At 62.2% G+C, this 21908-nt stretch carries 16 protein-coding genes and 1 pseudogene; 4 read left to right on the top strand and 13 right to left on the bottom strand.

Features of this window, described 5'->3' with window-relative positions; translation table 11 throughout:
- Nucleotides 1–45 precede the first annotated feature (45 nt).
- From GTP46_RS25535 to wrbA, 9 genes and pseudogenes are all read right to left on the bottom strand, one after another.
- A complete protein-coding gene (locus GTP46_RS25535; protein ID WP_161009493.1) occupies nt 46–1599 on the bottom strand; it encodes a DEAD/DEAH box helicase in 1554 nt (517 codons plus the stop codon).
- Nucleotides 1600–1830: 231 nt separating this feature from the next.
- Nucleotides 1831–2616: pseudogene (locus tag GTP46_RS25530) on the bottom strand (threonine aldolase family protein); the annotation flags it as partial.
- Nucleotides 2617–2722: 106 nt separating this feature from the next.
- Nucleotides 2723–4555 (bottom strand): ABC transporter transmembrane domain-containing protein, encoded by a 1833-nt coding sequence (locus GTP46_RS25525; protein ID WP_161009445.1) that lies wholly within the window; start codon nt 4553–4555, stop codon nt 2723–2725.
- A 61-nt stretch (nt 4556–4616) separates the two neighbouring features.
- The gene (locus GTP46_RS25520) at nt 4617–5696 is read right to left on the bottom strand and encodes a lipocalin-like domain-containing protein (protein WP_161009444.1); all 1080 of its coding nucleotides are present in this window, start codon (nt 5694–5696) and stop codon (nt 4617–4619) included.
- Nucleotides 5696–8260 carry an ABC transporter permease gene (locus GTP46_RS25515; protein ID WP_161009443.1) on the bottom strand — a complete coding sequence of 855 codons (2565 nt, stop codon included), beginning with the start codon at nt 8258–8260 and terminating at the stop codon, nt 5696–5698. The genes GTP46_RS25520 and GTP46_RS25515 overlap by 1 nt, the downstream gene beginning before the upstream one ends.
- Nucleotides 8260–8667 carry a DUF4124 domain-containing protein gene (locus tag GTP46_RS25510; protein ID WP_161009442.1) on the bottom strand — a complete coding sequence of 136 codons (408 nt, stop codon included), beginning with the start codon at nt 8665–8667 and terminating at the stop codon, nt 8260–8262. The genes GTP46_RS25515 and GTP46_RS25510 overlap by 1 nt, the downstream gene beginning before the upstream one ends.
- Before the next feature lie 11 nt (nt 8668–8678).
- Nucleotides 8679–10085 carry an FAD-binding oxidoreductase gene (locus tag GTP46_RS25505; RefSeq protein WP_161009441.1) on the bottom strand — a complete coding sequence of 469 codons (1407 nt, stop codon included), beginning with the start codon at nt 10083–10085 and terminating at the stop codon, nt 8679–8681.
- Nucleotides 10082–10489, bottom strand: a complete 408-nt coding sequence (locus GTP46_RS25500) for a DUF2069 domain-containing protein (RefSeq protein WP_161009440.1) — start codon at nt 10487–10489, stop codon at nt 10082–10084. The genes GTP46_RS25505 and GTP46_RS25500 overlap by 4 nt, the downstream gene beginning before the upstream one ends.
- Nucleotides 10490–10494: 5 nt before the next feature.
- Entirely contained in the window at nt 10495–11094 is a 600-nt protein-coding gene (gene wrbA / locus GTP46_RS25495) for an NAD(P)H:quinone oxidoreductase (protein WP_161009439.1), read from the bottom strand.
- A gap of 64 nt (nt 11095–11158) precedes the next feature.
- Here wrbA and GTP46_RS25490 point away from each other — a divergent pair, with 64 nt between their 5' ends.
- Nucleotides 11159–12535 (top strand): YihY family inner membrane protein, encoded by a 1377-nt coding sequence (locus GTP46_RS25490; RefSeq protein ID WP_161009438.1) that lies wholly within the window; start codon nt 11159–11161, stop codon nt 12533–12535.
- Here the strand turns inward: GTP46_RS25490 and GTP46_RS25485 are convergent.
- A complete protein-coding gene (locus tag GTP46_RS25485; protein WP_161009437.1) occupies nt 12519–13214 on the bottom strand; it encodes an alpha/beta fold hydrolase in 696 nt (231 codons plus the stop codon). The genes GTP46_RS25490 and GTP46_RS25485 overlap by 17 nt on opposite strands.
- A gap of 188 nt (nt 13215–13402) precedes the next feature.
- On the opposite strand from GTP46_RS25485, the gene GTP46_RS25480 reads away from it, so the two are divergent.
- Entirely contained in the window at nt 13403–13858 is a 456-nt protein-coding gene (locus tag GTP46_RS25480; RefSeq protein WP_161009436.1) for a CBS domain-containing protein, read from the top strand.
- Nucleotides 13859–13890: 32 nt separating this feature from the next.
- On the opposite strand, the gene GTP46_RS25475 is transcribed toward GTP46_RS25480, so the two are convergent.
- The gene (locus GTP46_RS25475) at nt 13891–16152 is read right to left on the bottom strand and encodes a putative bifunctional diguanylate cyclase/phosphodiesterase (protein ID WP_161009435.1); all 2262 of its coding nucleotides are present in this window, start codon (nt 16150–16152) and stop codon (nt 13891–13893) included.
- 253 nt (nt 16153–16405) lie between these two features.
- On the opposite strand from GTP46_RS25475, the gene aroC reads away from it, so the two are divergent.
- Together aroC and GTP46_RS25465 are read left to right on the top strand one after the other, a co-directional pair.
- The gene (aroC, locus tag GTP46_RS25470; protein WP_161009434.1) at nt 16406–17503 is read left to right on the top strand and encodes a chorismate synthase; all 1098 of its coding nucleotides are present in this window, start codon (nt 16406–16408) and stop codon (nt 17501–17503) included.
- Nucleotides 17504–17506: 3 nt separating this feature from the next.
- Complete coding sequence (locus GTP46_RS25465) at nt 17507–18658, top strand: MFS transporter (protein ID WP_161009433.1); 1152 nt, start codon at nt 17507–17509, stop codon at nt 18656–18658.
- Here the strand turns inward: GTP46_RS25465 and GTP46_RS25460 are convergent, their stop codons facing one another.
- Together GTP46_RS25460 and GTP46_RS25455 are read right to left on the bottom strand one after the other, a co-directional pair.
- Nucleotides 18659–20155, bottom strand: coding sequence for an HDOD domain-containing protein (locus tag GTP46_RS25460; protein WP_161009432.1), 1497 nt, complete (start codon nt 20153–20155; stop codon nt 18659–18661).
- Entirely contained in the window at nt 20152–21825 is a 1674-nt protein-coding gene (locus tag GTP46_RS25455) for a putative bifunctional diguanylate cyclase/phosphodiesterase (RefSeq protein WP_161009431.1), read from the bottom strand. Before GTP46_RS25455 ends, GTP46_RS25460 begins: the two co-directional genes overlap by 4 nt.
- Between the last annotated feature and the right edge of the window lie 83 nt (nt 21826–21908).

The following is a 21908-nucleotide window of genomic DNA, read 5'->3' as shown; positions in this document are numbered from 1 at the left end:
AACTTGGGTGTCGCTTAAAAGATGGCTATTTTAGCAGGGCGCTGCTCAGCGTGAGCCAGGCTTGGATTTGCGGCCGCCTGGTTTTGCGGCAGCGCGTCCATCGGAACGCGCCTGCGACTTGGCGCCGCGTCCACCGGCGACGACGACCGCGCCTTTCGGCGCGCCGCCGCCAAACGAGCCACCGCCAGCGCGCGGGCTCGTGCCCTTGCGGCCGGATTTATGGCCAAAGTTTGGCTCGATGTCGGTCGCGCGGTCGCGGCCTGACGATTTCGATGGTTTCTCTGGCGGGATGTAGGTACCCAGCGATTCATTACCGCCGGCAGGGCGTGCTTCAACCTTGACTGGCTTAGCGGCAGGGCGCTTGGCGCTTGCTGCCGGCTTTCCGGCTGCCTTTTTGCCGGCGCCCGGTGCGGACAGCTTTTGTGTGGCGACGGCGCTGCCTTTGGGCGCGGTCTCCGGTACGCGGTGATCCGCCTCAAAGCCCGCTTCTTCAAAGCGCTGGATTAGCTGGCGCGTCAGCGTTTCAATCGCCTTCAGCATGTCCACTTCATCCGCACACACCAGCGACACCGCTTCGCCGCTCATGCCCGCGCGGCCAGTGCGGCCGATACGGTGGATGTAATCTTCCGCGACGGTTGGCAAATCAAAGTTCACCACCAGCGGCAGCGCTTCGATATCCAGTCCGCGCGCCGCCACATCGGTTGCGATCAGCAGCTGCACTTCCTTGCGTTTGAACCGATCCAGCGCGCGTAAACGGGCTGGCTGCGTCTTGTCGCCGTGGATCGCATCGGCAGTGAGGCCGTGTTCCTGCAATTCCTTGACCAAAGCCTCCGCACCCTTGCGCGTCTTGACGAACACCAGCGCCTGCGCCCATCCCAGCTTATTCAGCAGATGCAGGAACAGCTCCGGCTTGCGGCGCTTGTCGGTGGTCACCAGCCACTGTTTGACCGTCTTCACCGCAGTATTCGCCGCTTCAACTTGAATTTGCACCGGATCGCGCACCATGCCCTTGGCCAGCTTGCGCACCGCATCCGAGAAGGTGGCCGAGAACATTAAGGTCTGGCGCTGCTTCGGCAAAGCCTCCAGCAGGATGTCCAGATCGCGCTCGAAGCCCAGATCCAGCATGCGGTCCGCCTCGTCCAATACCAGCGTTTGCAGCAGCTCGAAACTGATTACGCCCTGATCGTGCAAGTCGATCAAACGGCCCGGCGTCGCCACCAGCACATCCAAACCCTTGCGCAGCTTGGCGATCTGCGGCGCGATATCCACGCCGCCATACGCCACCGCGCTACGCAACGGCAGATTGCCGCCATAACTGCGGAAGCTTTCAAAAACCTGCTCGGCCAACTCGCGCGTCGGCACCAGCACCAGCGCACGTATGCACTGCGGCGCCGTGACGCCGTCCAGCGTCAGGCGCTGCAAAATCGGCAGCGCAAAACCCGCCGTCTTACCGGTGCCGGTTTGCGCGGCAGCCATCACGTCGCGGCCCGCCAGCACGGCAGGAATGGCCTGCTTCTGAACCGGCGTTGGCTGCTTGTAGCCGAGCGAAGAAAGCGTATGCAATAAAGGGTCGATCAGACCCGGTGCTTGAAAAGTCATGTGAAATCCAAAGAAATAGTTGGCCAGCGCGTTTGACCACAAGGCCAGAATCTCGCGTATGCGCTGGTCCGGCAGATGCAACAGGTGATCGCCGATGTAAAGTTCGACCGAGCAGCGCCCCGGTAGCGCCGCATGATTGGCGCCGTTGAAGAGCCAGACACTGTGCTCTTCGGCGATGCGGTTGCGGATCTCCAGCGCGCGTTCGCGGCTCACTGGAAGATGCAGGTGCAGCATGTTCGCTTGCGGCTGCGCCGGATTGGGCGTCAGCAGCGGATAGTCGCGCAGCGCATCATACAGCCACTGCGTGCGTTTGAAATAATCGGGCATGGCAGCCAGCCGCGCATCGAACTGCATGGCCGCCGCTACCACGTACGGCGTGCGCTGATAGACATTGCCGCCTTGGCGGCGGAACCACTCCTGCGCCTTGGCGACAAAGGCCGCGCTACCGGCCAGCATCGCGCCGCCCATGCCGCCGATGCCTTTGTATAGCGAGACATACACGCTATCGAAGCCTGCAGCAATCTCGCTCACCGGATGACCGTAAGCAGCAGCGGTCTCCCACAAGCGTGCACCGTCCATGTGGAGGTGGATGCGCCGCTCGCGCGCGTAAGCCTTGATCTCCGCCAGCTCGTCCCAGCTTGGGCACTGGCCGCCGATTTCGCGTGCAGGCAGTTCCAGCGACGCTGCGCCCAGTTGGTCGGGAATCGCCTGCAAGTCAGCGAGCGTCCACGGGCGATGCGGATCGCCAATCTGCAGCGCGTGAAAATGATCGAACAGCTGATGATTGCCGCGTTCGTGCTTCAGGATGTGCGAAGTCGGATGCAGCGCCACCAGCTTGCTGCCGCGCTCCGCGCAAGCGATGCGCAGCGCGGTCGCCTGCGTCATGGTGCCGGTGACGCAGAACAGCGCCGCCTCAAAGCCCAGCAGGCGCGCGATCTTCTGCTCGAATTCCTGGATCAGCGTACCGCTGCCATAGACGTCATGCGCCACATCGCGTGCCTGGCACCAGTCACCCATCGCCGCGAACATTTCGGCAGGCGTGAGAGCCCGATGGCCCGGCAGGTGCTGGCGGCAGCTTTGTTTGAGTTCAGCGTCGGTCATGGCGTGCTCCTGATAGATACGCTCAATGCTCCACGTGCACGTTGTGGAACTGCAGGGCTGCCAGGTTGGCGTAAATGCCGCCCAGCGCCACCAGCGATGCGTGCGTGCCGGTTTCGACGATTTTACCGTCTTCCATGACGATGATGCGATCCGAGCGCTGCACGGTCGCCAGGCGGTGCGCGATGATGACGGTGGTGCGGCCGACCATTGCGGCTTCCAGCGCCTTTTGCACCAGTCGCTCCGATTCCGCATCCAGCGCGCTGGTGGCTTCGTCCAGCAGCAGCAGCGGTGGATTTTTCAGCAGCGCGCGCGCAATCGCAATCCGCTGACGCTGACCGCCCGACAGGCGCACACCGCGCTCGCCGAGGAAGGAATGATAGCTTTGCGGCAGGCGCTCGATGAATTCATGCGCTGCGGCTAGCTTGGCGGCAGCGATGACTTCTTCATCGGTGGCGTCGGCGCGGCCGTAGCGGATGTTTTCCATCGCGTTGGCCGAGAAGATCACGGTATCCTGCGGTACGATGCCGATGGCGTCGCGCAGGGTGTGCAGGTCTAGCTGGGTGATATCGACGCCATCCAGCTTGATGCTGCCGCTTTGCGGATCGTAGAAACGCAGGAACAGCTGGAACAGCGTGGTCTTGCCCGCACCGGACGGGCCGACGACAGCCACCGTTTCACCCGGCTTGATATCCAGCGCAAGGTGGCTCAACGCGTGGGTTTCAGGACGCGATGGGTAGGAGAACACCACGTCGCTCAAGGTCAGCGCCGCACCGTTGGCAGCGCGCGGTGGCAGTGGCAGCGGCACAGCAGGCGACTGAATTTTCGACTTCACCGACATCAGCTCCAGCAGACGCTCGGTAGCGCCGGCGGCACGCTGCGCCTCGCCCATTACTTCGGACAGCGCGCCGATAGCACCGGCCACGATGGACGCGTACAGAATGAACTGGCCCAGGTCACCACCCGTCATTTCACCCGAAATCACGGCGTGTGCACCCAGCCACAACACGAATACGATGGCGCCGAACACCAGGACAATCGCCAGCATGGTCAGGATGGAGCGCGCGCGGATGCGGTTCATCGCAGTTTGGAACGCGCCTTCGACCGAGCCGGCAAAGCGCGTCGACTCGATTTTCTCGTGGGTGAAGGCTTGTACGGTCGGCATGGCGTTGAGGATTTCGCCAGCCATGGCGGAGGCATCGGCCACGCGGTCCTGCGAGTCGCGCGACAGCTTGCGTACGCGGCGGCCAAACATCACGATCGGCAGCACAGTCAAAATCAGCAGGCCGATGATGATGGCCGACAGTTTAGGGCTAGTCACGAACAGCATCACCAGGCCGCCGATGAACAGCAGCACATTCCGCAGCGCCATCGAGATGCTGGTGCCAACCACCGATTGAATCAGCGTGGTGTCGGTGGTGATGCGCGACAGGACTTCGCCGGTCTGCGTCGTTTCAAAGAATTCCGGGCTTTGCGTGACCACGTGCTGGTACACGGCGGCGCGGATATCGGCCGTTACGCGCTCGCCCAGCCACGACACGCTGTAGAAACGCGCCGCCGTCGCCAGTGCGAGAATGGTGGCAAGCCCGAACAGCGCGAGGAACACCAGGTCCACATGCTGGATGCTGCGTGCGCCACCGCCGAAGCCCATGTCGATCATCTGTTTAAAGGCAGCAGGTATCGCCAGCGTGGCGCCTGCAGCGATTACCAGTGCGGCGCCGGCGATGGCAAAGCGGTGCTTGTACGGCACCAGGAAGGGCAGCAGGCCGCGCAAGGTGGCGATGCTACCTTTCTTAAGCTCACGGGTGGTAGTCGGTGCGGCGGTGGACATCGTGCTGGCAGTGGTGCTGTTGGTCATTGTGTGGCTACGGTTGCGTGATCTTGCTGATTATGACGTTTGGTATAGCGTTATATTGTTCTTACAGTTTCATCGGACTGACATAGCCCGTTAATTCCAGGTAGGCGCGGCCTGCCGGCTTGCCGTCCCGGCTCAATGTCACCGCACCTTCCCAATACACCGCACCGGTCGACCGGCGCGAATCCAGCTCCTGGTCGTCCTGTAAGGGCACGATGTCCCACGCGGTGCTACCGGTGGTGAGTTGGGTCGCAACGGGATACTCGGCATTGGTGCGGGGCGATCGCCACCGCCTTTGCGGGGTAAATTTGACCTGTTCCGGCGCGAACTGCGTGATCTTACCGGAAGCATCGCGCCATGTCGCGTGCGCCCATAGTTTAGCACCTGTCTTGCTGCGGATCTGGAAAGCCATCATGGCGCCGCCGTCATTCAGGTTGGCGCCGAGCCAATCCCACCCGTTGGCGTTGGGATCGACGTACTCGCTGAACCATTCGTGATCAAGCCATGCGGAGCCGGCGACAGCGCTTGCTTTGCCGTTGCGTGTGATATTTCCGCTAACTTGCAGGTGCGGTTCGCTGTAGTAGTAGCTGGCCTGGCCGGGGCGCGGGCCTTTGCGTGAGTAGCCACGTTCATCTTCGGGCAATACGGCCTGCGATGGTTTCAATTTGATGTCAAATTTGAACTGGGCGCTGTCCACGTGGACGGTGTAGCTGCCGTCGGCGGTGCGCAGCATGTGCCAGTCCTCCAGCTTGACGTTGGTGTCGCCGGCTTTGGCGTACGACAGGCCGAAGCCTTCGCGTGCGCTGCGCTGGTCGTGCAGTAGCTTGCCGTTGGCTGGATCGGAAATCGCGGCGTGGCCGATGATCAGCTGCTTGGGCGCGAACTGGCTGGGATTCGCGCGGTCATGGCCGCTGGCGCTGCGGAAGAAGGTGACCTGGAAGCCCACAGGCTTGCCGTCCGCCGTATTGAGCCAGCCGGTGACGTACCACCATTCGGTTTTGAATTCCGGATGCGCGCCGTAGTCTTTAGGGAAGGACAGCGTGGCGCCGGGTGGTAGCGGCGTGACGGGCGTGAACTGCGGCCCAGCGGCGTGGGCGAGGGCGCAAAGCACGAGCGCACCGGCCATGAGTAAGCGACGTAGCATTACCAATCCTCCCTGACGGCGCGTATCGGTCCGCCGGATAGCGACTGGCGGCCGGCCAGCAGCGCGGTGAGCGCGGCAGCGGCGAGCAGCAGGCCGGCCACGCTGCCCAGCAGCGGCCAAGGCAGGTGCAGCTGCATGGTCCAGTGGAACGATTGCGGATTGACGACAAAAACGAGGATCAGGCTAATCACCCATCCGAGCACAAAACCGGTAACGATGCCGAGCCCCGTCAGCGAGCCGCCTTCAATCGCCAGTATCGCCAGCACTTGTTTGCGGGTGACGCCGACGTGGCGCAGCATGCCGAATTCCTTGGCGCGCGCCAGTGTCTGCGCGGAGAAGGTCGCGGCCACGCCAAACAGGCCGATGATGATGGCGATAGCCTCCAGCAGATAGGTGATAGCAAAGGAGCGGTCGAAAATCTTCATGCTCATGGCGCGGATTTCGGACGGCTCGCTGGCTTCCAGTAGTGCTGCAAACGGCAGGCGCTTGAGCGCGGCCAGCGTGTCCTCGGCCTTGGCGCCCGGTTTGAGCGAGAGCGCTACACCGCTGGCATCCTGGTCGCCAGTGATGGCGCGGTAGTCGCTTAAGCGCATCTGGATGGTGCCGGTCGGCCGTGCGTAATCACGCCACACGCCGGCGACTTCGAATGCATGCATCGTGCCGTTCAGCGGCAGTTCGACGCGCTGGCCCACGCGCATGCCGTACAAGTCCACCATCGCTTCCGATACCCACACTGGCCTCACGCCGTTTTCGGGCACGCGCGACTCGCCGACAATGGCCAGGGAGCGGCCCGGTTCGGCGGCATCCACATTGCGCGCCATAAGCGCGACCGCAGGGCGCTCCGATGCCAGCGACACCGCGCGCGTACGCAGGAAATCGGCATGATCGACGCCGGGCAGGGCGGCCAGTGCGGTTTGTTCTTCTGGCCGCAGGCCGGCCGTGGCGCCACCGGTGGCGGTGCCAATGTAGATATCGGCCGGCAGGATGTGCAGCAGCCAATCGTCCAGCGACACGCGGAAGCTGGCGACCATGATGGCCATTGCCACCATCAGGCTAAAGCTGGACAGCACGCCACCCAGCGCGATACCTGCCTGGCTGGAAGCGTTGGCGAGGCGCGACAAGGTTAACGTGACCACGGCGGATGCGCCGGGCCGGTTGGCGGTGGCAGCGCTCCAGCGGCGGTGCGCAAAACGGAACACAATGGCGGCGAGGCGCGGCATCAGGCCGATGGCGCCGATCAGCAGCAGGGCGATCGACAGATAGCCGAACAGCGGCAGCTCAAACACTGGCGGCGCTTGCGACAGCAGCGCGGCGAGCGCCATCAACAGCAACGACGGCCACGCGCGCGCGAGGCGCGACATGGCTGCTTCCTCGGTACCGGATTTGAGCGCGATAGCAGGCTTGGCGCGGGCCGCATCCAGCGCCGGGGCGGCGCAGCCCAGCAGCGCAACGACCACGCCGAGCGCGAAGTAGACGGCAGCGGCTACCGGTGTGAATTGCACTTGCGGGCGCACGCCGGAGAAGAAGCCTGCGCCAAGGTCCGCGCCCATGAAGTGCAGTGCAGCGGCGGCCATGCCGTAGCCGGCCGCGATGCCGATGGCGGAACCGGCGACGCCCAGGCACAGGCCTTCCAGCAGAATCTGACGCAGCAGGCGATGGCGGTCCATGCCCAGCACGCGCAGCAGCGCAAACTGGCTGCGGCGCCGGATGACGGACAGCGCCTGCGTAGAGAACACGAGGAAGGCGCCGGTGAACAGCGCCACCAACGCCAGCACGGTGAGGTTGACGCGGTAGGCGCGGCTCATGCCTTCGTTGCGGTTGTTCTGTTCTTCGTCGTTCGGTTGGTTGACGCGGAAACGGCCGGGGTATTGGCGCTGCAGGTCTTGCTGCAGCTGGGTTTTGAAACTTTCGCGGTTGACGCCATCGCGCAGTTTGAGGTCGATGCGCGAAAGCTGGCCGATTTTTTCGAAGCGCCATTGGGCTGCGCCGATGTCCATCACGGCGATGCGCTGGCCTGCGCGCGCACCCGGCACTGGACCTGCCACGCGCAGTTTGAGCTGGCTGGTGCCGACTTGCAGTTCGACAGCGCCGGCGTTCGGCTGCAGCCATTGCTGGGCAGCGGGCGAGAGAAACAGGGCGTCGTCGGCGAGGGTGTCTTCAACATGGCCGTCGGTGGGTACGCCTAACAAGTCAGGCGAGACGTAACCGGCGCGGAAGGCGTCAATGCCGATGACTTTGAGCGCGGTGCGCTGGCCGGGGACGGAGGCGTCGAATTCCAGCACGGGCGAGGCGACCACCACACCTTCGCGTTGTGCCAGCGTCGGGTAGATGGCTTCGTCGAAGAAGGCTTCAGTGCCGCGCACCTGGATGTCGGCCACGCCGGACAGGCTTTTTACGGCGGCCGAGAATTCGTTGAAGGCCGCTGCGTTAATCAGGTGGATGGCGAAACCGAGCGAGATGCCGACCGCAATCGCTGCAATCGCCACTAACGCCCGCACCGGGTGCGCGCGCCACTCGCCAAGCAGCAGCCAGCGCGACAAGCGGCGGATTGACGCGGCCTGCATCAGCGCGGGCACTCCAGCGCCATGGCTTCGCCGGCGCGGTGGGCGCGGAGGCGCGCGGCTTCGGTGGCGGAGCCGGTGGCGCGGCGTGCGTCGTCATCGGCCCAGCGTTTTTTGAGTTTAAGCTGGTCGCACTTCTTGCGTTGGACTGCGGCGTCTTTGGCGGCACGGGCTGCGTCGCGTTCTTCTCGCTCGTCGCGCTTGAGGCGTGCTTTTTCCAGCATGTCGGCTTGCTTTTGCTGGCGGCGCAGCGTGGCGCCGGCTGCAGGATCGGGCGGCGGTGCGGCCGGTGCTTCCAAGGTGGATGCGGTGGCGCTCGCGGCGCAGGGCACATCGCTGTAACTGATTTTGCCGTCCACGGCGCATTTGTAGACCGCGCCCGCCAGCGCTGCAACGATCAGAATATTCATGTCAGCCTCGCTCAAAGGATTTTACCGGGATTCATGATACCCAGCGGATCCAATGCCGCTTTGATGGCTCGCATCATATTGAGTTCTACCGGCGATTTGTAGCGTGCCAGTTCATCGCGCTTCAAGGTGCCGATGCCGTGTTCCGCCGAAATCGATCCGCCGAACGCCACCACGCTGTCGTGCACCACACGGTTGACCTGATCCTGGTTGTGCAGGAAGTCCTCATTCGACATCCCACCCGGTGGCGCGACGTTGAAGTGCAGGTTGCCGTCGCCCAGATGACCGAAGCACACCAGCTGGCAGCCGGGGAAGGCCGCCTCCAGCAGCGGCTCGGTGGTCGCGATGAAGTCTGCAATCCGCGACACTGGCAGCGAAATATCGTGCTTGACGTTTTTGCCAGCCTTGGCCTGCGCCAGCGGGATATGCTCGCGCAGCTGCCACAAGCCAGCCGATTGCGCGACCGACGTGGCGACCACCGCATCGTTAATCACATCACGCTCCAGCGCTGCGCCGATAGCTTGCTCCAGGAGTCCAATCGCATGCTGCTCCGATTCGCTGCTCGATAATTCCAGCAGCACGTACTGCGGATGCGGCTCGGCGAAAGGCCGCGGCAACTGCGGGAACTGCTGCGCCACCAGTTCAAGGCAGTAGCGCGACATCAGCTCAAAGCCGGTCAGGCTGGAGCCGCAACAATCCTGCATTAGTACCAGCAACTGCTGCGCATGAGCAGGCGATGGCAGTGCCGCCAGCGCCGTGATGCAGGCCTTGGGCTGCGGATACAGCTTCAACACCGCGCCGGTGATGATGCCCAGCGTACCTTCCGCGCCGATGAACAGGTCGCGCAAATCGTAGCCGGTATTATCCTTGCGCAGGCCGCGCAAGCCGCTCCAGATCTCGCCTTGCGGCGTCACGACCTCCAGCCCGAGGCACAATTCGCGCGTGTTCCCGTAGCGCAGAACCGCCGTGCCACCCGCATTGGTGGCCAGATTGCCGCCGATGGTGCAGCTGCCTTCCGCCGCCAGCGACAGCGGGAACAGGCAGCCCTCGGCCGCAGCCGCTTCCTGAATGTGTTGAAGTATGCAACCCGCATCCACCGTCATGGTGCGATTGACGGCGTCGATCTGGCGGATGCTGTTGAGCCGCGCCAATGACAGCACCACCTGCGTGCCGCTGACATCCGGCACACTGCCCAGCACCAGTCCTGTATTGCCTCCTTGCGGCACAAGGCCCACGCGATGCTCGACACAGGTACGCACCAGCGCCGCCACCTCGTCCACAGAGCCGGGACGCAGCACCGCCAGCGCTTTGCCGGTAAAGCGCCCGCGTTGATCGGTGAGGAAAGGCGCCATGCCATCCGGCGTATCGAGCACATAGGTCTGGCCGATGATGGCGCGGCATTGCGTGAGGAAGTCCATCATTTGACGGTGTTGACCTTGACTTTGTCGAGCAGCTCCTTGGCCATCTTCTTGGCCGCGCGCTTGTAAGGACGCAGGTACAGCACTGCACACACAAAGTACACGCACACCACCGCCGCTTCGCCCCAGCCTAGCCAGGACGACAAGCTACCGATATCGCTCCAGCCGCGCACCACACCTTCGGTGAAGTACAGCAGGATCATCATCGAGGTCCACTGCAGCGTGTAGATATCGCGCTTGTAGACGCCATATAACGGCAGCAGCAGCGGTGCGGCTTTCAGTACCAGCCACGAACCGCCCGGTTTTAAAGGCGCCAGCACCATCTCCCACAACACACACCAGATAATCAGCGTTACCAAACTGCCGATTGCGCCCCAGTGAAAATATTTTTGCATTGTGGTTTCCATGACGCTTATCCGTGTAATTTGACTGCGGTTTCGGCCAGCCGCTTGCCCAGTGCGATGGCGAGGCGTTTCTCGTCTTCGGTGATGACCTTCTTGCCATCGAGGCCGGACCAGTGGCTGGCGCCGTATGGCGTGCCGCCGCTGGAGGTGGTCATCAATTCTGGATTGGTGTACGGCAGACCAAGCACCATCAGGCCGTGATGGAACAGCGGGATCATCATCGACAGCAGCGTCGATTCCTGGCCGCCGTGCAGGCTGCCGGTTGAGGTGAACACGCAGGCCGGCTTGCCTGCCAGCGCGCCGGACAGCCACTGGCTGGCGGTGCCGTCCCAGAAATACTTCATGGCCGACGCCATGTTGCCGAAGCGGGTAGGCGAGCCGACCGCAATGCCGGCGCACTCGGTCAAGTCTTCCAGCTCAACGTAAGGTGCGCCGTCGGCCGGCACTTCGGGCTCGGTGGCTTCGGTGACGCTGGACACGGCAGGCACGGTGCGCAGGCGCGCATCGCAGCCCGGCACGCTCTCGATACCTTGGGCGATCAATTCAGCCAGTTTGCGCGTGGCGCCGTGGCGGGAATAAAATAAAACGAGAATAGTCAAAGAGTTCATCAGCGTTATTATAGGGCGCTTTAGCGGGTGGCATCATTGCCACTGTTGTAATACGATACGCCCCATGTACGAAAAATATCTCCAATGGTTTGCCCAATATGTTGTCCGTAGCTGCAAAAGCGGCTGGGAGACAGCGCGTTCCCTGTCCTGGCCGGAAGTGCGGGACCTGTTTTTGTTTGCTCATCGGCGACTGCGTGAAGAGAGCCTGCCGCAGGTCGCCGGTAGTCTGACCTTCACCACCGTGTTTGCGCTGGTGCCGCTGTTGACTATCGCGCTGGCGATCTTCACCACCTTCCCGATGTTCACCACCCTGCGCCAAACGCTGGAGGCCTACTTCGCGCAGAGTGTGATGCCGAAGTCGATTTCGGGACCCATCCTCAACTACCTGACCATGTTCGCCGCCAAGGCCACGCGCCTGTCGGCTGTGGGCGCGGTGATGCTGATCGTGACCTCGATCGCGATGATGAGTCTCATCGAGCGCGTGTTCAACCGCATCTGGCGGGTGCGCGGCCAGCGCTCCTGGTCCAAGCGCATCCTCGTTTACTGGGCCTTGATTACGCTGGGGCCTTTGCTGATCGGTGTGTCGCTGACCTTGTCCTCGCAAGTGTTCATGGCCACCAGCGATTTGGTCGGCCACGTGCCGATCCTGGGCGCGCTGATTTACACCATCCTGTCGCTGGCGCTGACCACGGCCACTTTCACGCTGCTGTACGTGGCGGTGCCGAACCGCGATGTGGATTGGCGCGATGCGGCGTGGGGCGGCCTGGTGGCCGGTCTTGCGTTCGAGCTGGCCAAGCGTGGCTTCGCGATTTTCATCACTCAGTTCCCGACTTATTCCAAGATTTACGGCGCATTGGCGGCGGTGCCGCTGTTCCTGCTGTGGGTGTATTTATCGTGGCTGATTACCTTGTTCGGCGCGCTGCTGGTGGCCGCGCTGCCGGTGGTGAAGTACGAACGCTGGTGGCACGAGGCGCAGCCGGGCGGCGAGTTTGTCGACGCGATGGCGATTCTCAAAGTGCTGCACGTGGCCTGCAAATGCGGCGACACGGCGCTGGTCAGCGCAGGCCAGATCCGCGCCCGCACGCGTCTCGGCTTTGATGAAATGGACAACCTGCTGGAGCGCATGATGCAGGAAGGCTGGGTAGGCCGGGTGCCGGTCGCCAATCCGCCACGAGTCCAGTGGGGCAAGCGTGTGAGCGAAGGTTCCGATCACTGGGTCATCCTCGCCAACGTCGAGAAATTGACGATGGCCGACGTCTATCGCCTGTTCGTCTTCTCTGGCATGCCACTCAACGCCGGCGTGGTGGCCGATAGCGACGATGAACGCGACCTGCAAGCCGCGCGCGACGCCGCCGCGCTGGCACGTGAAGTAGAAAGCGCGGTGGAATCAGGCCTCGGCAAAACCCTGGCCGACCACTTCGGCCCTATTGACTGCCGATAAACGCCAGCACTGCTTCGTTGACGGCGTCCGCTTGTTCGGTCATCAGCGCGTGGCCGCTGGCTAGCGTGATGGTTTGCGCTTGCGGGATTGCGGCGACAAGGGCGGCGGCGGATTTGGCCGGCGTCATGACGTCAGCAGAGCCGAAGATGAACAGGGTAGGGCAGCGCACCAGTGCTGCTGCGGCGTCGCCGCCATCGTAGCTGTTGCAAGCCGCAAGGTCGGTGTGCAGCAGCTGTGCGCCGGACAGGCTTTGCATCAACTGGCGCAGCGGCTCGGGATGCGCGTAGCCGGGAGTGTGCGACCATTTGGTGACCATATTGATGGCCTTCGCTTCGTCGTCACGCGCCGTGTCGAGCAGCGCGTCGGCGACTTTCATCGGGTAGGTGGAGCCCAGCATTACGAGGTGTGATACGCGCTGCGGCGCGCGGGCTGCGGCTTCCAGCGCGATCAGGGATCCCATGCTGTGACCTATCAGCGCGGCTTGCGTTACGCCAGCCGCATCGAGTTGGGCCAGCAGCCAATCCGCCATCGCCGAAACGCTGGTCAGTGCGGGGGCGGCGCTGGCGTGTCCCGGCAGGTCCAGCGCCATCACCTTGTGGCCGCGCTCTGTGAAATAGCGGCTTTGCGCCGCCCAGACGCGATGGTCGTTCAGCGCCCCGTGGATGAAAACCAGCTGCATGTTCGTCTCCTGTTTTTTGCGGCCATCCTACCCTGAAACGCAGCGTGGCAACAGTGCGACAACAATGTTGTGTTTTGCTTATCCGTAGCACTGGCTTTTTTGCCGGGCATAGGCTACATTCGCTACAAGGTTAGAACAATTAGAACTCCCATTCACAGAGCGTATATCAGCGGACAGGACGGCCCAAAATGAAAGTATCGGAAATTCTCCAAGTTAAAGGCTCCATCCTTTACACCATCTCCCCGGATCAACCGTTGGCGGATGCCGCCAACACGATGGCGGAAAAGGATATCGGCTCGCTGGTCGTCATGGAATTCGGCGACCTGGTTGGCATGCTGACCTTCCGCGAGGTGCTGCGCGCGCTGCACGAAAACCAAGGTAATGTCGGTGGCGGCACGGTGCGCAAGCATATGGAAGATCACCCGATCACGGTGACGCCGGATACCGACGTCAATGAAGTGCGCCGCATCATGCTGGAAAAGCACGCACGCTACCTGCCGGTGATGAACGCCAAAACCATCCTCGGTGTGATTTCGTTCTACGACGTGGCGCGTGCCGTGCTGGAAGCGCAGAGCTTCGAGAACCGCATGCTGAAAGCGTATATTCGAGATTGGCCGGCTGAAGCCGAGCAGACTTCGGACTGAAAAAAAACGCCATCTTCGGATGGCGTTTTTATTTATGCCGCACCTTCCAGTGCATCGTTACTGAGCCAGCCATTCAGGGCGCTGGCCGTCATCGGGCGGGCGAACAGGAAGCCCTGGGCCAGCGGGCAGCCCAGCGATTGCAGGATCTGCGCCTGGCGCTCGTCTTCCACGCCTTCCGCAATCACCGCCAGGCCGAGGTTGCGGCCAAGCTGGATCACCATCTCGGCAATGCTACTGCCGCGCGCCGAACCGGTGATTTCGGTAACGAAGGCACGGTCGATCTTCAGGCGGTCGATCTGCAAGCGCTGCAGGTAGGACAGCGAGGAGAAGCCGGTGCCGAAGTCGTCTATCGCGATGCTGACGCCAGTTTGCTTGATCTGGCCCAGCATTTTAATCAACAGGTCCGGCTCTTCCATTGCCATCGATTCGGTGATTTCCAGCTCGATGTTCTGCGGCGGCGCACCGGTGTCATCCAATGCGCGTTTGAGAATGTCGAGGAAGTGCGGATGGCGGAATTGCACCTGGGAGACGTTAATCGACATCATGAAATCATGGTGCCCAGCCTTGCGCAGGTCGACCAGCTCGCGGCAGGCGGTGCGCATTACCCATTCGCCCAGCTCGATGATCAGGCCGGAATACTCGGCAATCGGGATGAAGCGGTCTGGCGAGATGAACTTGCCGTCTGGCGTCTGCCAGCGCAGCAGAGCTTCGGCGCCGACCGGGCGCCGGGTGGCCAGATCAATCTGCGGCTGGTAAACCACGAACAGCTGATTCTGGCCAAATGCCGTGCGCAGTGCATGCATCATGCGCACCCGCTCGCGAATCTCCACGCCCATCGAGCGGGAGAAGTAGAAGTGGCCGGCGCGCTGCTGCGACTTGGCGCGTTTCAGCGCGATGTCGGCGTCTTTCAGCGCATCGGCGCCGCTGCCTTCGTGCTCGCACAGGCGCACCAGGCCCAGTGTGGCCGACAGCTGTACATCTTGCCCATCAATGCTGAACGGCCGCTGGAACAGGCCCAGGATATTGCCCGGATTGACTTGCGAGGAATCCCCCAGCACGCAGAAAATATCGCCGCCGATACGGGCCACGGTCAGTTGGCCGCCCAGCTCGGTTTGCAGGCGGCCGGCCACGGCGATCAGCAGCATGTCGCCGAACTGGTGGCCGAGGGCGTCGTTGGTTTCGGCAAAGTGATCGAGGTCGACCAGCGACAGGGTGGCGTCTTCGCGTGCCGGACCGCCGATGGTGGCGTCGAGGATTTCCACTAGCCGGGTGCGGTTTGGTAGCTTGGACAGCTGGTCGTAGAAAGCCGCGTTGTGCAGGTGCGTGACCAGCTCAACGTTGTCCAGCCCGACCGCCACATTGCTGCAGAAGACTTCCAGCAGGCGCTCGTCAATCTCGGTGGGCGCCCGTTTGACTTCGAGGAAGGCGACGAAATCACGGCTGGCTTTGCCGGCAAAATAGAGCGCGATGTAGTCCGGACCGTAGATGTTGCGGCGCTGCGCCAGTGCCGCTTCCAGCGCGTCGTGGATGCGCTGGTCTTCGCGTACGGTCAGGGTGATGTTGTGCAGGTGGCGGTAGCTGCCGGCCGTGGCCATGACCATCAGTTCGTGGCAGCCGGTGTCCGGGCACTCCTGCACGCACAGCACGCCGTTGGCTTCCAAACCCAGCAGGTCGGCGATCTGGGCCAGCACGCCGGCGGCGAAGTTTTGCACGCCGTGCAAGGTCATCAGCTGGGTGCTGGCGTGGACGATCTGGTTCAGGCCGCGGCGGCTGTCGTTGATCTTGCGGATTTGTTCGTAGGAGCGGATCGCTGCCGTCACCGTGGTGAACAGCTTGATGCGGGTCAGCTCCGACTTGGTTTTGTAATCATTGATGTCGAAATCGCGGATGGCGTCGATTTCAGGCGCGTAGCCCGGCTGGCCGGTGCGCAGAATGATACGCACGTCGTGCAGTTTCAGGGTTTCGCGGATGTAGCGCACCAGGTGCAGGCCGGCGTCGTCCTGCTCCATCACCACGTCGAGCAGGATGACAGCGATTTCGCTCTCGTGTTTGAGCAATTCGCGCGCTTGCCCGGCCGAATACGCGTGCACGAATTCGAGCGGACGATGCTGCATGTCGAGGTTGCCGAGCGCAAAGGTGGTGGTCGAGTGGACGTCTTCGTCGTCGTCGATAATCATGACCCGCCAAACGTTGCGCGTACCCGCGACAGCAGGCGCAGCAGGATGCTCTTCTAAGAATACCAAATCGTCTTGATCATCCGTGGACTGCTCAAGGGGTGAAACCGGTGGGGGCATGTGTAGCTTCTCCAGATTACTCGGTGTTCTTGCGTTCCAGTATATAGCGAATTGTCAAAAAGAATGCAGTTTTCCATGGCTTTCAGCAGAAGCGTGTGTGCCCTTGTACTCATTGCACCATATTTGTATCAAAATAATTATATTTTACCAAGCGTAACTTGCCTTTTGGAAATTATTGTGTGAACGGGACGCCACGGGGCGCTGGCTGGTAGAATGGGGGACTTTTCCACTTTTTTCCGAAGATTCTTTTCCTATGTCCGGTAATACTTTTGGCAAATTGTTCTCCGTTACTACGTTTGGTGAGTCGCATGGTCCCGCGATTGGTTGTGTGATCGATGGTTGCCCACCGGGACTACCGTTGTCGGAAGCGGACATTCAGCCGGAACTGGACCGTCGCAAACCGGGTACGTCGCGCCACGTGACCCAGCGCCAGGAGTCGGACACGGTGGAAATCCTGTCCGGCGTGTATGAGGGCGTCACCACCGGCACCCCAATCGCGCTGTTGATCCGCAATGAAGACCAGCGTAGCAAAGATTACGGCAACATCGCTGAAAGCTTCCGTCCCGGCCATGCAGACTACACCTACTGGCACAAGTATGGCGTACGCGACCCACGCGGCGGCGGCCGTTCCTCGGCCCGTTTGACGGCGCCAGTGGTCGGCGCGGCGGCAATTGCCAAGAAGTGGCTGCACCAGCAGTACGGCACGGTGTTCAAAGGCTGCATGAGCCAGCTCGGCGACATCGTGGTGCCGTTTGAGGATTGGAAGCACGTGCAGGATAACCCGTTCTTCGCCGCGACCGGCGACGCCGGCGTGATCGCCAGCATGGAAACCTATATGGACGAGCTGCGCAAGGCTGGCGACTCCATCGGCGCCCGCATCGACGTAGTGGCGCAGAATATCCCGGTCGGCCTCGGTCAGCCGATTTACGACAAGCTGGATGCCGATATTGCCTACGCCATGATGGGGATTAACGCTGTCAAGGGCGTGGAAATTGGCGCCGGTTTCAAATCCATCGTGCAGAAGGGTACTGAGCACGGCGACCCGCTGACGCCACAGGGCTTCGTCGGCAACAACGCTGGCGGCGTGCTGGGTGGCCTGTCCACTGGCCAGGACATCACGGTGTCGATCGCGATTAAACCGACGTCCTCGATCCGCACGCCGCGTCCATCGATCGACAAGGCCGGCAATCCGGTGATGGTGGAAACCTTCGGTCGCCACGATCCGTGCGTGGGCATCCGCGCTACGCCGATCGCGGAAGCGATGCTCGCACTAGTGCTGATCGATCACGCGCTGATGCACCGCGCGCAGTGCGGTGACGTCAAGGTGTCGACGCCTAACATTGAGTTGTAAGTAGTGCCCGCGCAAGCGTTCAGCTTCGCCTTATTCCTCTTCTGCTACTACGCACACGCCGGCACCTGGAGCACCTACGCGACGCTGTTCTTTGCCGATAAAGGCATGACCGTCGCGCAGATCGGCGTGCTGATGTCGATGATCCAGGTGCTGCGCATCGTCGGCCCCAATGTGTGGGGCTACGTGGCCGATCACTACGACCGCCGCGTGCTGGTGCTGCGCATGGCCGGCTTTGCGGCGCTGGTAGGATTTTCGGGCTTCTTCATCGGCGACAACTTCGGCCACTTCATGCTGGCCATGATCGTGCTTAACCTGTTCACCAGTGGGCAGGCGCCGATTTGCGAGGCGCTGATGCTGTCCGAGATGAAGGGCGACCTTACGTACTATGGCCGCATCCGCATGTGGGGCTCGATCGGCTTCATCGTCTCGGTGACGCTGGCTTCCATCGCGCTTGAACATTACGGCATCATCACGCTACCGTGGGTGGCGGCTGCGCTGCTGGTGGCGACGATTGCCGCGGCATTCCGCTTGCGCGACGTGCCGCGCCGTACACACAAGACGGCGCCACCGCCGTTGCTGTCGCTCCTGCGTCGGCGCGAGGTGATTGCCTTCTTCCTGTCTACCGCCTTGATGGTGTCGGCGCATACCTCGCTCTACACTTTTTACTCGCTGTATCTGGAGCGCAGCGGCTACAGCAAAACCGTGATCGGCGCCATGTGGTCGTTGGGCGTGCTGGCCGAGGTGCTGCTGTTTTACTTCCAGGCGCCACTATTCAAGCGCTGGGGTGCGATGCGCATGATGTATCTGGCGCTGGGCATCGCTGTGGTGCGCTTCCTGATGATCGGCTTCGGCTCGCACATGCTGTGGCTACTGGTGGCGGCGCAGCTGATGCATGCGGCGACTTTCGCGCTGCATCACTCGTCGTCTGTGATGTCCTTGCAGCGCTGGTTCTCCGGGCCGTTGCAGGCGCGCGGGCAGGCACTGTACATGAGCATCTCGTACGGTATTGGTGGCTCGCTGGGCGGGCTGTTTTTGGCGCAGTGGTGGGAGCGGGCGGGCGCCGAGACGGTGTACTACGTGGCCTCGGCGCTGGTGGTTTTGTCCGCGTTGGCTGCCATGCTGTCGTTCCGCTGGCAGCAGCGCGATGGGTATTGATTAGCGGGTGACTGCTTCTGGCGCAATGCCGTGGCGGCGTTCCACAGCGCGTACCACCATCGCGCGCATATCGTTCAGCAGCGAGAACTCGGTGGCGCTCAGTGAAATCGGTGGGAAGGAATCGTCCCAGTCGCCGTACAGGAAACCGGCCGGCTGGCCATTGGCCGACAACGGCAAGATCACAAAGCTGCGCGCTTCCGCTAGCGACGACTTCCACCACAGCGGCAACTTGGCTGCGAACTTGGCGTCGCGCGCATTCTCGATGAAGATCACACGGTCGCTATTGAGCGCAGCGTGGAACACATTAGGTTCATAGGCATCGTCGAAAGTCATGGCAGGCAGCAGCTCTCGCGTGCCTTCGCCGAAGCTGATTTTGGCCGAGTAGGTGGCGTCCTTGCGGTTGCGGACGAAAGCCACGGCGCGCGAGAAGTCCAGTCCCTTGTACACCGTCTCCAGTGCGATCTGCACCATCTGGCCCGGGCTGGCGGTATCGATTACATCGCGCATGTCGGCCAGGCCACTGAGCAGTATCTTGTTGCCGGCAGCGCGCTGGCGCGTTTTGGCCAGCGCCTTGGCACGGCGTTCGGCAGGGCGCGACAGCGGCGCGATAGTCAGGTCATTGGCTGCCACCACCTTGGCTTGCTCGATGGCGTTTATCAGGTTCGTCGCTTCCACGCCCAGCATGCCGGCGTAGCTCTCGGCCAGCTGCTTTACTTTTTCTGCGCCGGCGGCGTCGTCATGCCACAGCGATTCCGCGCACAGCGCGGACATGGTGGACAGGCCGGCGATCCAGTCGGATGGCGTTACCTCGGCCTCTGGCTCGGGCGGCACCATGGTACGCATACCGCTCACCAGCGACGACGGCAAGCCCCAGTGCAGCGCGGCGGCGTGGCCGACTTCTTCCAGTGAGAGGCCGAGCAGTTCCGGCGCGGTATCCTCCACCGAGCGTTCCGATTCATCGGCAAGGCGCTGCAGCTCATGCCAGCGCTCCGGCATGTAAAAGGTCAGCATCATACGGCCCAGCGTGTGCAGCATCGAGCACACCACGGCTTCTTCGCCATGACGGCTTTCGGCGGTAAAGGCGATCTGCTGCGCCACAATCCCGGCCAGCACTGCCTTCTCCATTTCGATGTGGGCGACGGTGGTGTCGGTCGATGTGGCGGCCAGTTCTTCAATCAGTTTCAGGCCGAGCGCCAGATGGCCGATGGCTTCCGTGCCCAATACCAGCACCGCTTTCGATACGGTATTCACATGCTGGCCAAAGGCCGAGTACATGCCGCTGTTGGCCAGCCGCAGAACCTTCTGCGTCAAGACCGGATCGGACAGTACGGTGCGCGTCATGTTGAATTCTTGCTCATCCTCGCCGCGCATGGCGCCGAGGATGGCGGTGATGGCCTTGGCGAAGCCCGGCATGTCGCCGCGGCGGCGCGTGCAGTCGCCAAGCTCGGACAGCGTTTTGTTACCGAGTGGGGTAGCGGCCTTGTAGCTGCCGATCATTGCACCACCTGTCGAAGGTCTGCCGGCACCATCTTGGCGTGGATGCTTTCCTTGAGCGCCGCCAGTGCGACGTTGGCCGCCATTGGCTTGCCGGTGAGGTAGCCCTGGATGTACTGGCAGCCGCGCTGTTCGAGGTACTGCAGCTGCTCTTCGGTTTCCACGCCTTCCGCCACCACCGACAGATCGAGGTGCTTGGCCAGGTCCAGCACTGCATTGCAGATCGCGCCATCCTTTTGCGAGCCGGGAAGGTCGCGGATAAAGGTACGGTCGATTTTCAGTACCGAGATCGGGAAGCGTTTGAGATAGGCCAGCGATGAGTAGCCGGTGCCGAAATCGTCAATCGCGATACGCGCGTTACGTTCGGCCATTTTGGACAGGATAGACTCGGCATGCACTGGATCGATCATCAGTGTGCCTTCTGTGATTTCTAAAACCAATTGCTCACCAAGTAGGCCGGAGAACGCGATGGCGTCGTCCAGCACATCCAAAAATTTATCGTTGCGGAATTGTCGCGGGCTGATATTAACAGAGATGTACAGGCTGCGCTTGGCCACTTCTTCAAATTGTTTTAGCTGCACGCAGGCCGCTTTCAGCGCCCATGCGCCGAGCAGGTTAATCAGGCCGTTGGTCTCGGCGATTGGGATGAAGCGCGCCGGCGGCACCATGCCGAGCGTTGGGTGCTTCCAGCGCATCAGCGTTTCAAAGCCCTGGATCTCGCGCGTTTGCGCGTCCACGATAGGCTGGTAGTACAGCTGGAACTCGCCTTCGCGCACGGCCTGGAACATCGCCGCTTCCAGCGAGATGTCATGCTGCGGCGGGCCCGATAGCGAAGGGTTGTAGACCACGGCGCGCGCTTTGCCGGTTTCCTTGGCGCGCGACATGGCGGCATCGGCCAGTGCCAGCAGGCGGACTTCGTCTTCCGCGTGCTGCGGGTAGACCGAAACGCCGACCGAGGCGCCGACATAAATCGTGTGGTTGTCAATTTCGAACGGCGACTGCAGCGTGGCGATCAAACGGCCGGTCACCAGTTTGATTTGCGCCTCGGTGGCGGTGCCCGGCAAGATAGCGACGAATTCATCGCCGCCGACGCGGGCCAGCGTGTCGCTGTCGCGCAGCGTTTTGCGCAGGCGCTGTGCGGCCATGCGCAGCATCGCGTCGCCGATTGGGTGGCCGAGGCCATCGTTCACTTTCTTGAAGCCGTCCAGGCCCACCGTGGCGACCGAGAAGCCTTGGCCGGAGCGGCGCGCATTGGCGATCACCATGCGCATGCGGTCCGACAGCAGCAGGCGGTTCGGCAGTTCGGTCAGACCGTCGTGGGTGGCCATATGGCGCAGGCGTTCTTCGGTGGCGTGCTGCATGGTCATGTCGCGGCCGACCACCAGCAGTTCCGTCGCGCCTTGCTGGTTCTCGTAAGTGGAGATCCGCAGCTCGTGCCAGATTTCGATGTCCGCAGTTTTGATGCGCACTTCCACCAGTTTGGAAGCATGCGACTCGCTGATTTCCGCCAACGCGGCGGCCAGCGGGGCCTGGTCGCCGTCAGCAACCAGTTTGGCGATGGCGCTGCCGACCAGCGGCGTCGCGCTGCCGATGCGGGCAGTGGCGCGTTGGCTGACAAATAGCAGCTGGCCTAGCTGATTCAGGCGAAAAACTACATCGCCAGCCTCCTCCATGAGGTTATCCAATTCATGACGCGGCTGGGATGAAACACTGGTTGGCATCGCGAAGATCTATTCTTTCAAATGGACTTAGTAAA

Origin of the sequence: Duganella flavida (assembly GCF_009857445.1) — a bacterium.
Classification (GTDB): domain Bacteria; phylum Pseudomonadota; class Gammaproteobacteria; order Burkholderiales; family Burkholderiaceae_D; genus Rugamonas; species Rugamonas flavida.
The sequence above is the reverse complement of the archived record's forward strand: the minus strand, read 5'-3'. Positions and strand labels throughout refer to the sequence as shown.

What these genes read in the sequence shown, in the direction of transcription:
- GTP46_RS25535 (WP_161009493.1), bottom strand. Translation starts at nt 1,599, where the DNA reads ATGACTTTTCAAGCACCGGGTCTGATCGACCCTTTATTGCATACGCTT.
- GTP46_RS25525 (WP_161009445.1), bottom strand. Translation starts at nt 4,555, where the DNA reads ATGACCAACAGCACCACTGCCAGCACGATGTCCACCGCCGCACCGACT.
- GTP46_RS25520 (WP_161009444.1), bottom strand. Translation starts at nt 5,696, where the DNA reads ATGCTACGTCGCTTACTCATGGCCGGTGCGCTCGTGCTTTGCGCCCTC.
- GTP46_RS25515 (WP_161009443.1), bottom strand. Translation starts at nt 8,260, where the DNA reads ATGCAGGCCGCGTCAATCCGCCGCTTGTCGCGCTGGCTGCTGCTTGGC.
- GTP46_RS25510 (WP_161009442.1), bottom strand. Translation starts at nt 8,667, where the DNA reads ATGAATATTCTGATCGTTGCAGCGCTGGCGGGCGCGGTCTACAAATGC.
- GTP46_RS25505 (WP_161009441.1), bottom strand. Translation starts at nt 10,085, where the DNA reads ATGATGGACTTCCTCACGCAATGCCGCGCCATCATCGGCCAGACCTAT.
- GTP46_RS25500 (WP_161009440.1), bottom strand. Translation starts at nt 10,489, where the DNA reads ATGGAAACCACAATGCAAAAATATTTTCACTGGGGCGCAATCGGCAGT.
- wrbA (WP_161009439.1), bottom strand. Translation starts at nt 11,094, where the DNA reads ATGAACTCTTTGACTATTCTCGTTTTATTTTATTCCCGCCACGGCGCC.
- GTP46_RS25490 (WP_161009438.1), top strand. Translation starts at nt 11,159, where the DNA reads ATGTACGAAAAATATCTCCAATGGTTTGCCCAATATGTTGTCCGTAGC.
- GTP46_RS25485 (WP_161009437.1), bottom strand. Translation starts at nt 13,214, where the DNA reads ATGCAGCTGGTTTTCATCCACGGGGCGCTGAACGACCATCGCGTCTGG.
- GTP46_RS25480 (WP_161009436.1), top strand. Translation starts at nt 13,403, where the DNA reads ATGAAAGTATCGGAAATTCTCCAAGTTAAAGGCTCCATCCTTTACACC.
- GTP46_RS25475 (WP_161009435.1), bottom strand. Translation starts at nt 16,152, where the DNA reads ATGCCCCCACCGGTTTCACCCCTTGAGCAGTCCACGGATGATCAAGAC.
- aroC (WP_161009434.1), top strand. Translation starts at nt 16,406, where the DNA reads ATGTCCGGTAATACTTTTGGCAAATTGTTCTCCGTTACTACGTTTGGT.
- GTP46_RS25460 (WP_161009432.1), bottom strand. Translation starts at nt 20,155, where the DNA reads ATGATCGGCAGCTACAAGGCCGCTACCCCACTCGGTAACAAAACGCTG.
- GTP46_RS25455 (WP_161009431.1), bottom strand. Translation starts at nt 21,825, where the DNA reads ATGGAGGAGGCTGGCGATGTAGTTTTTCGCCTGAATCAGCTAGGCCAG.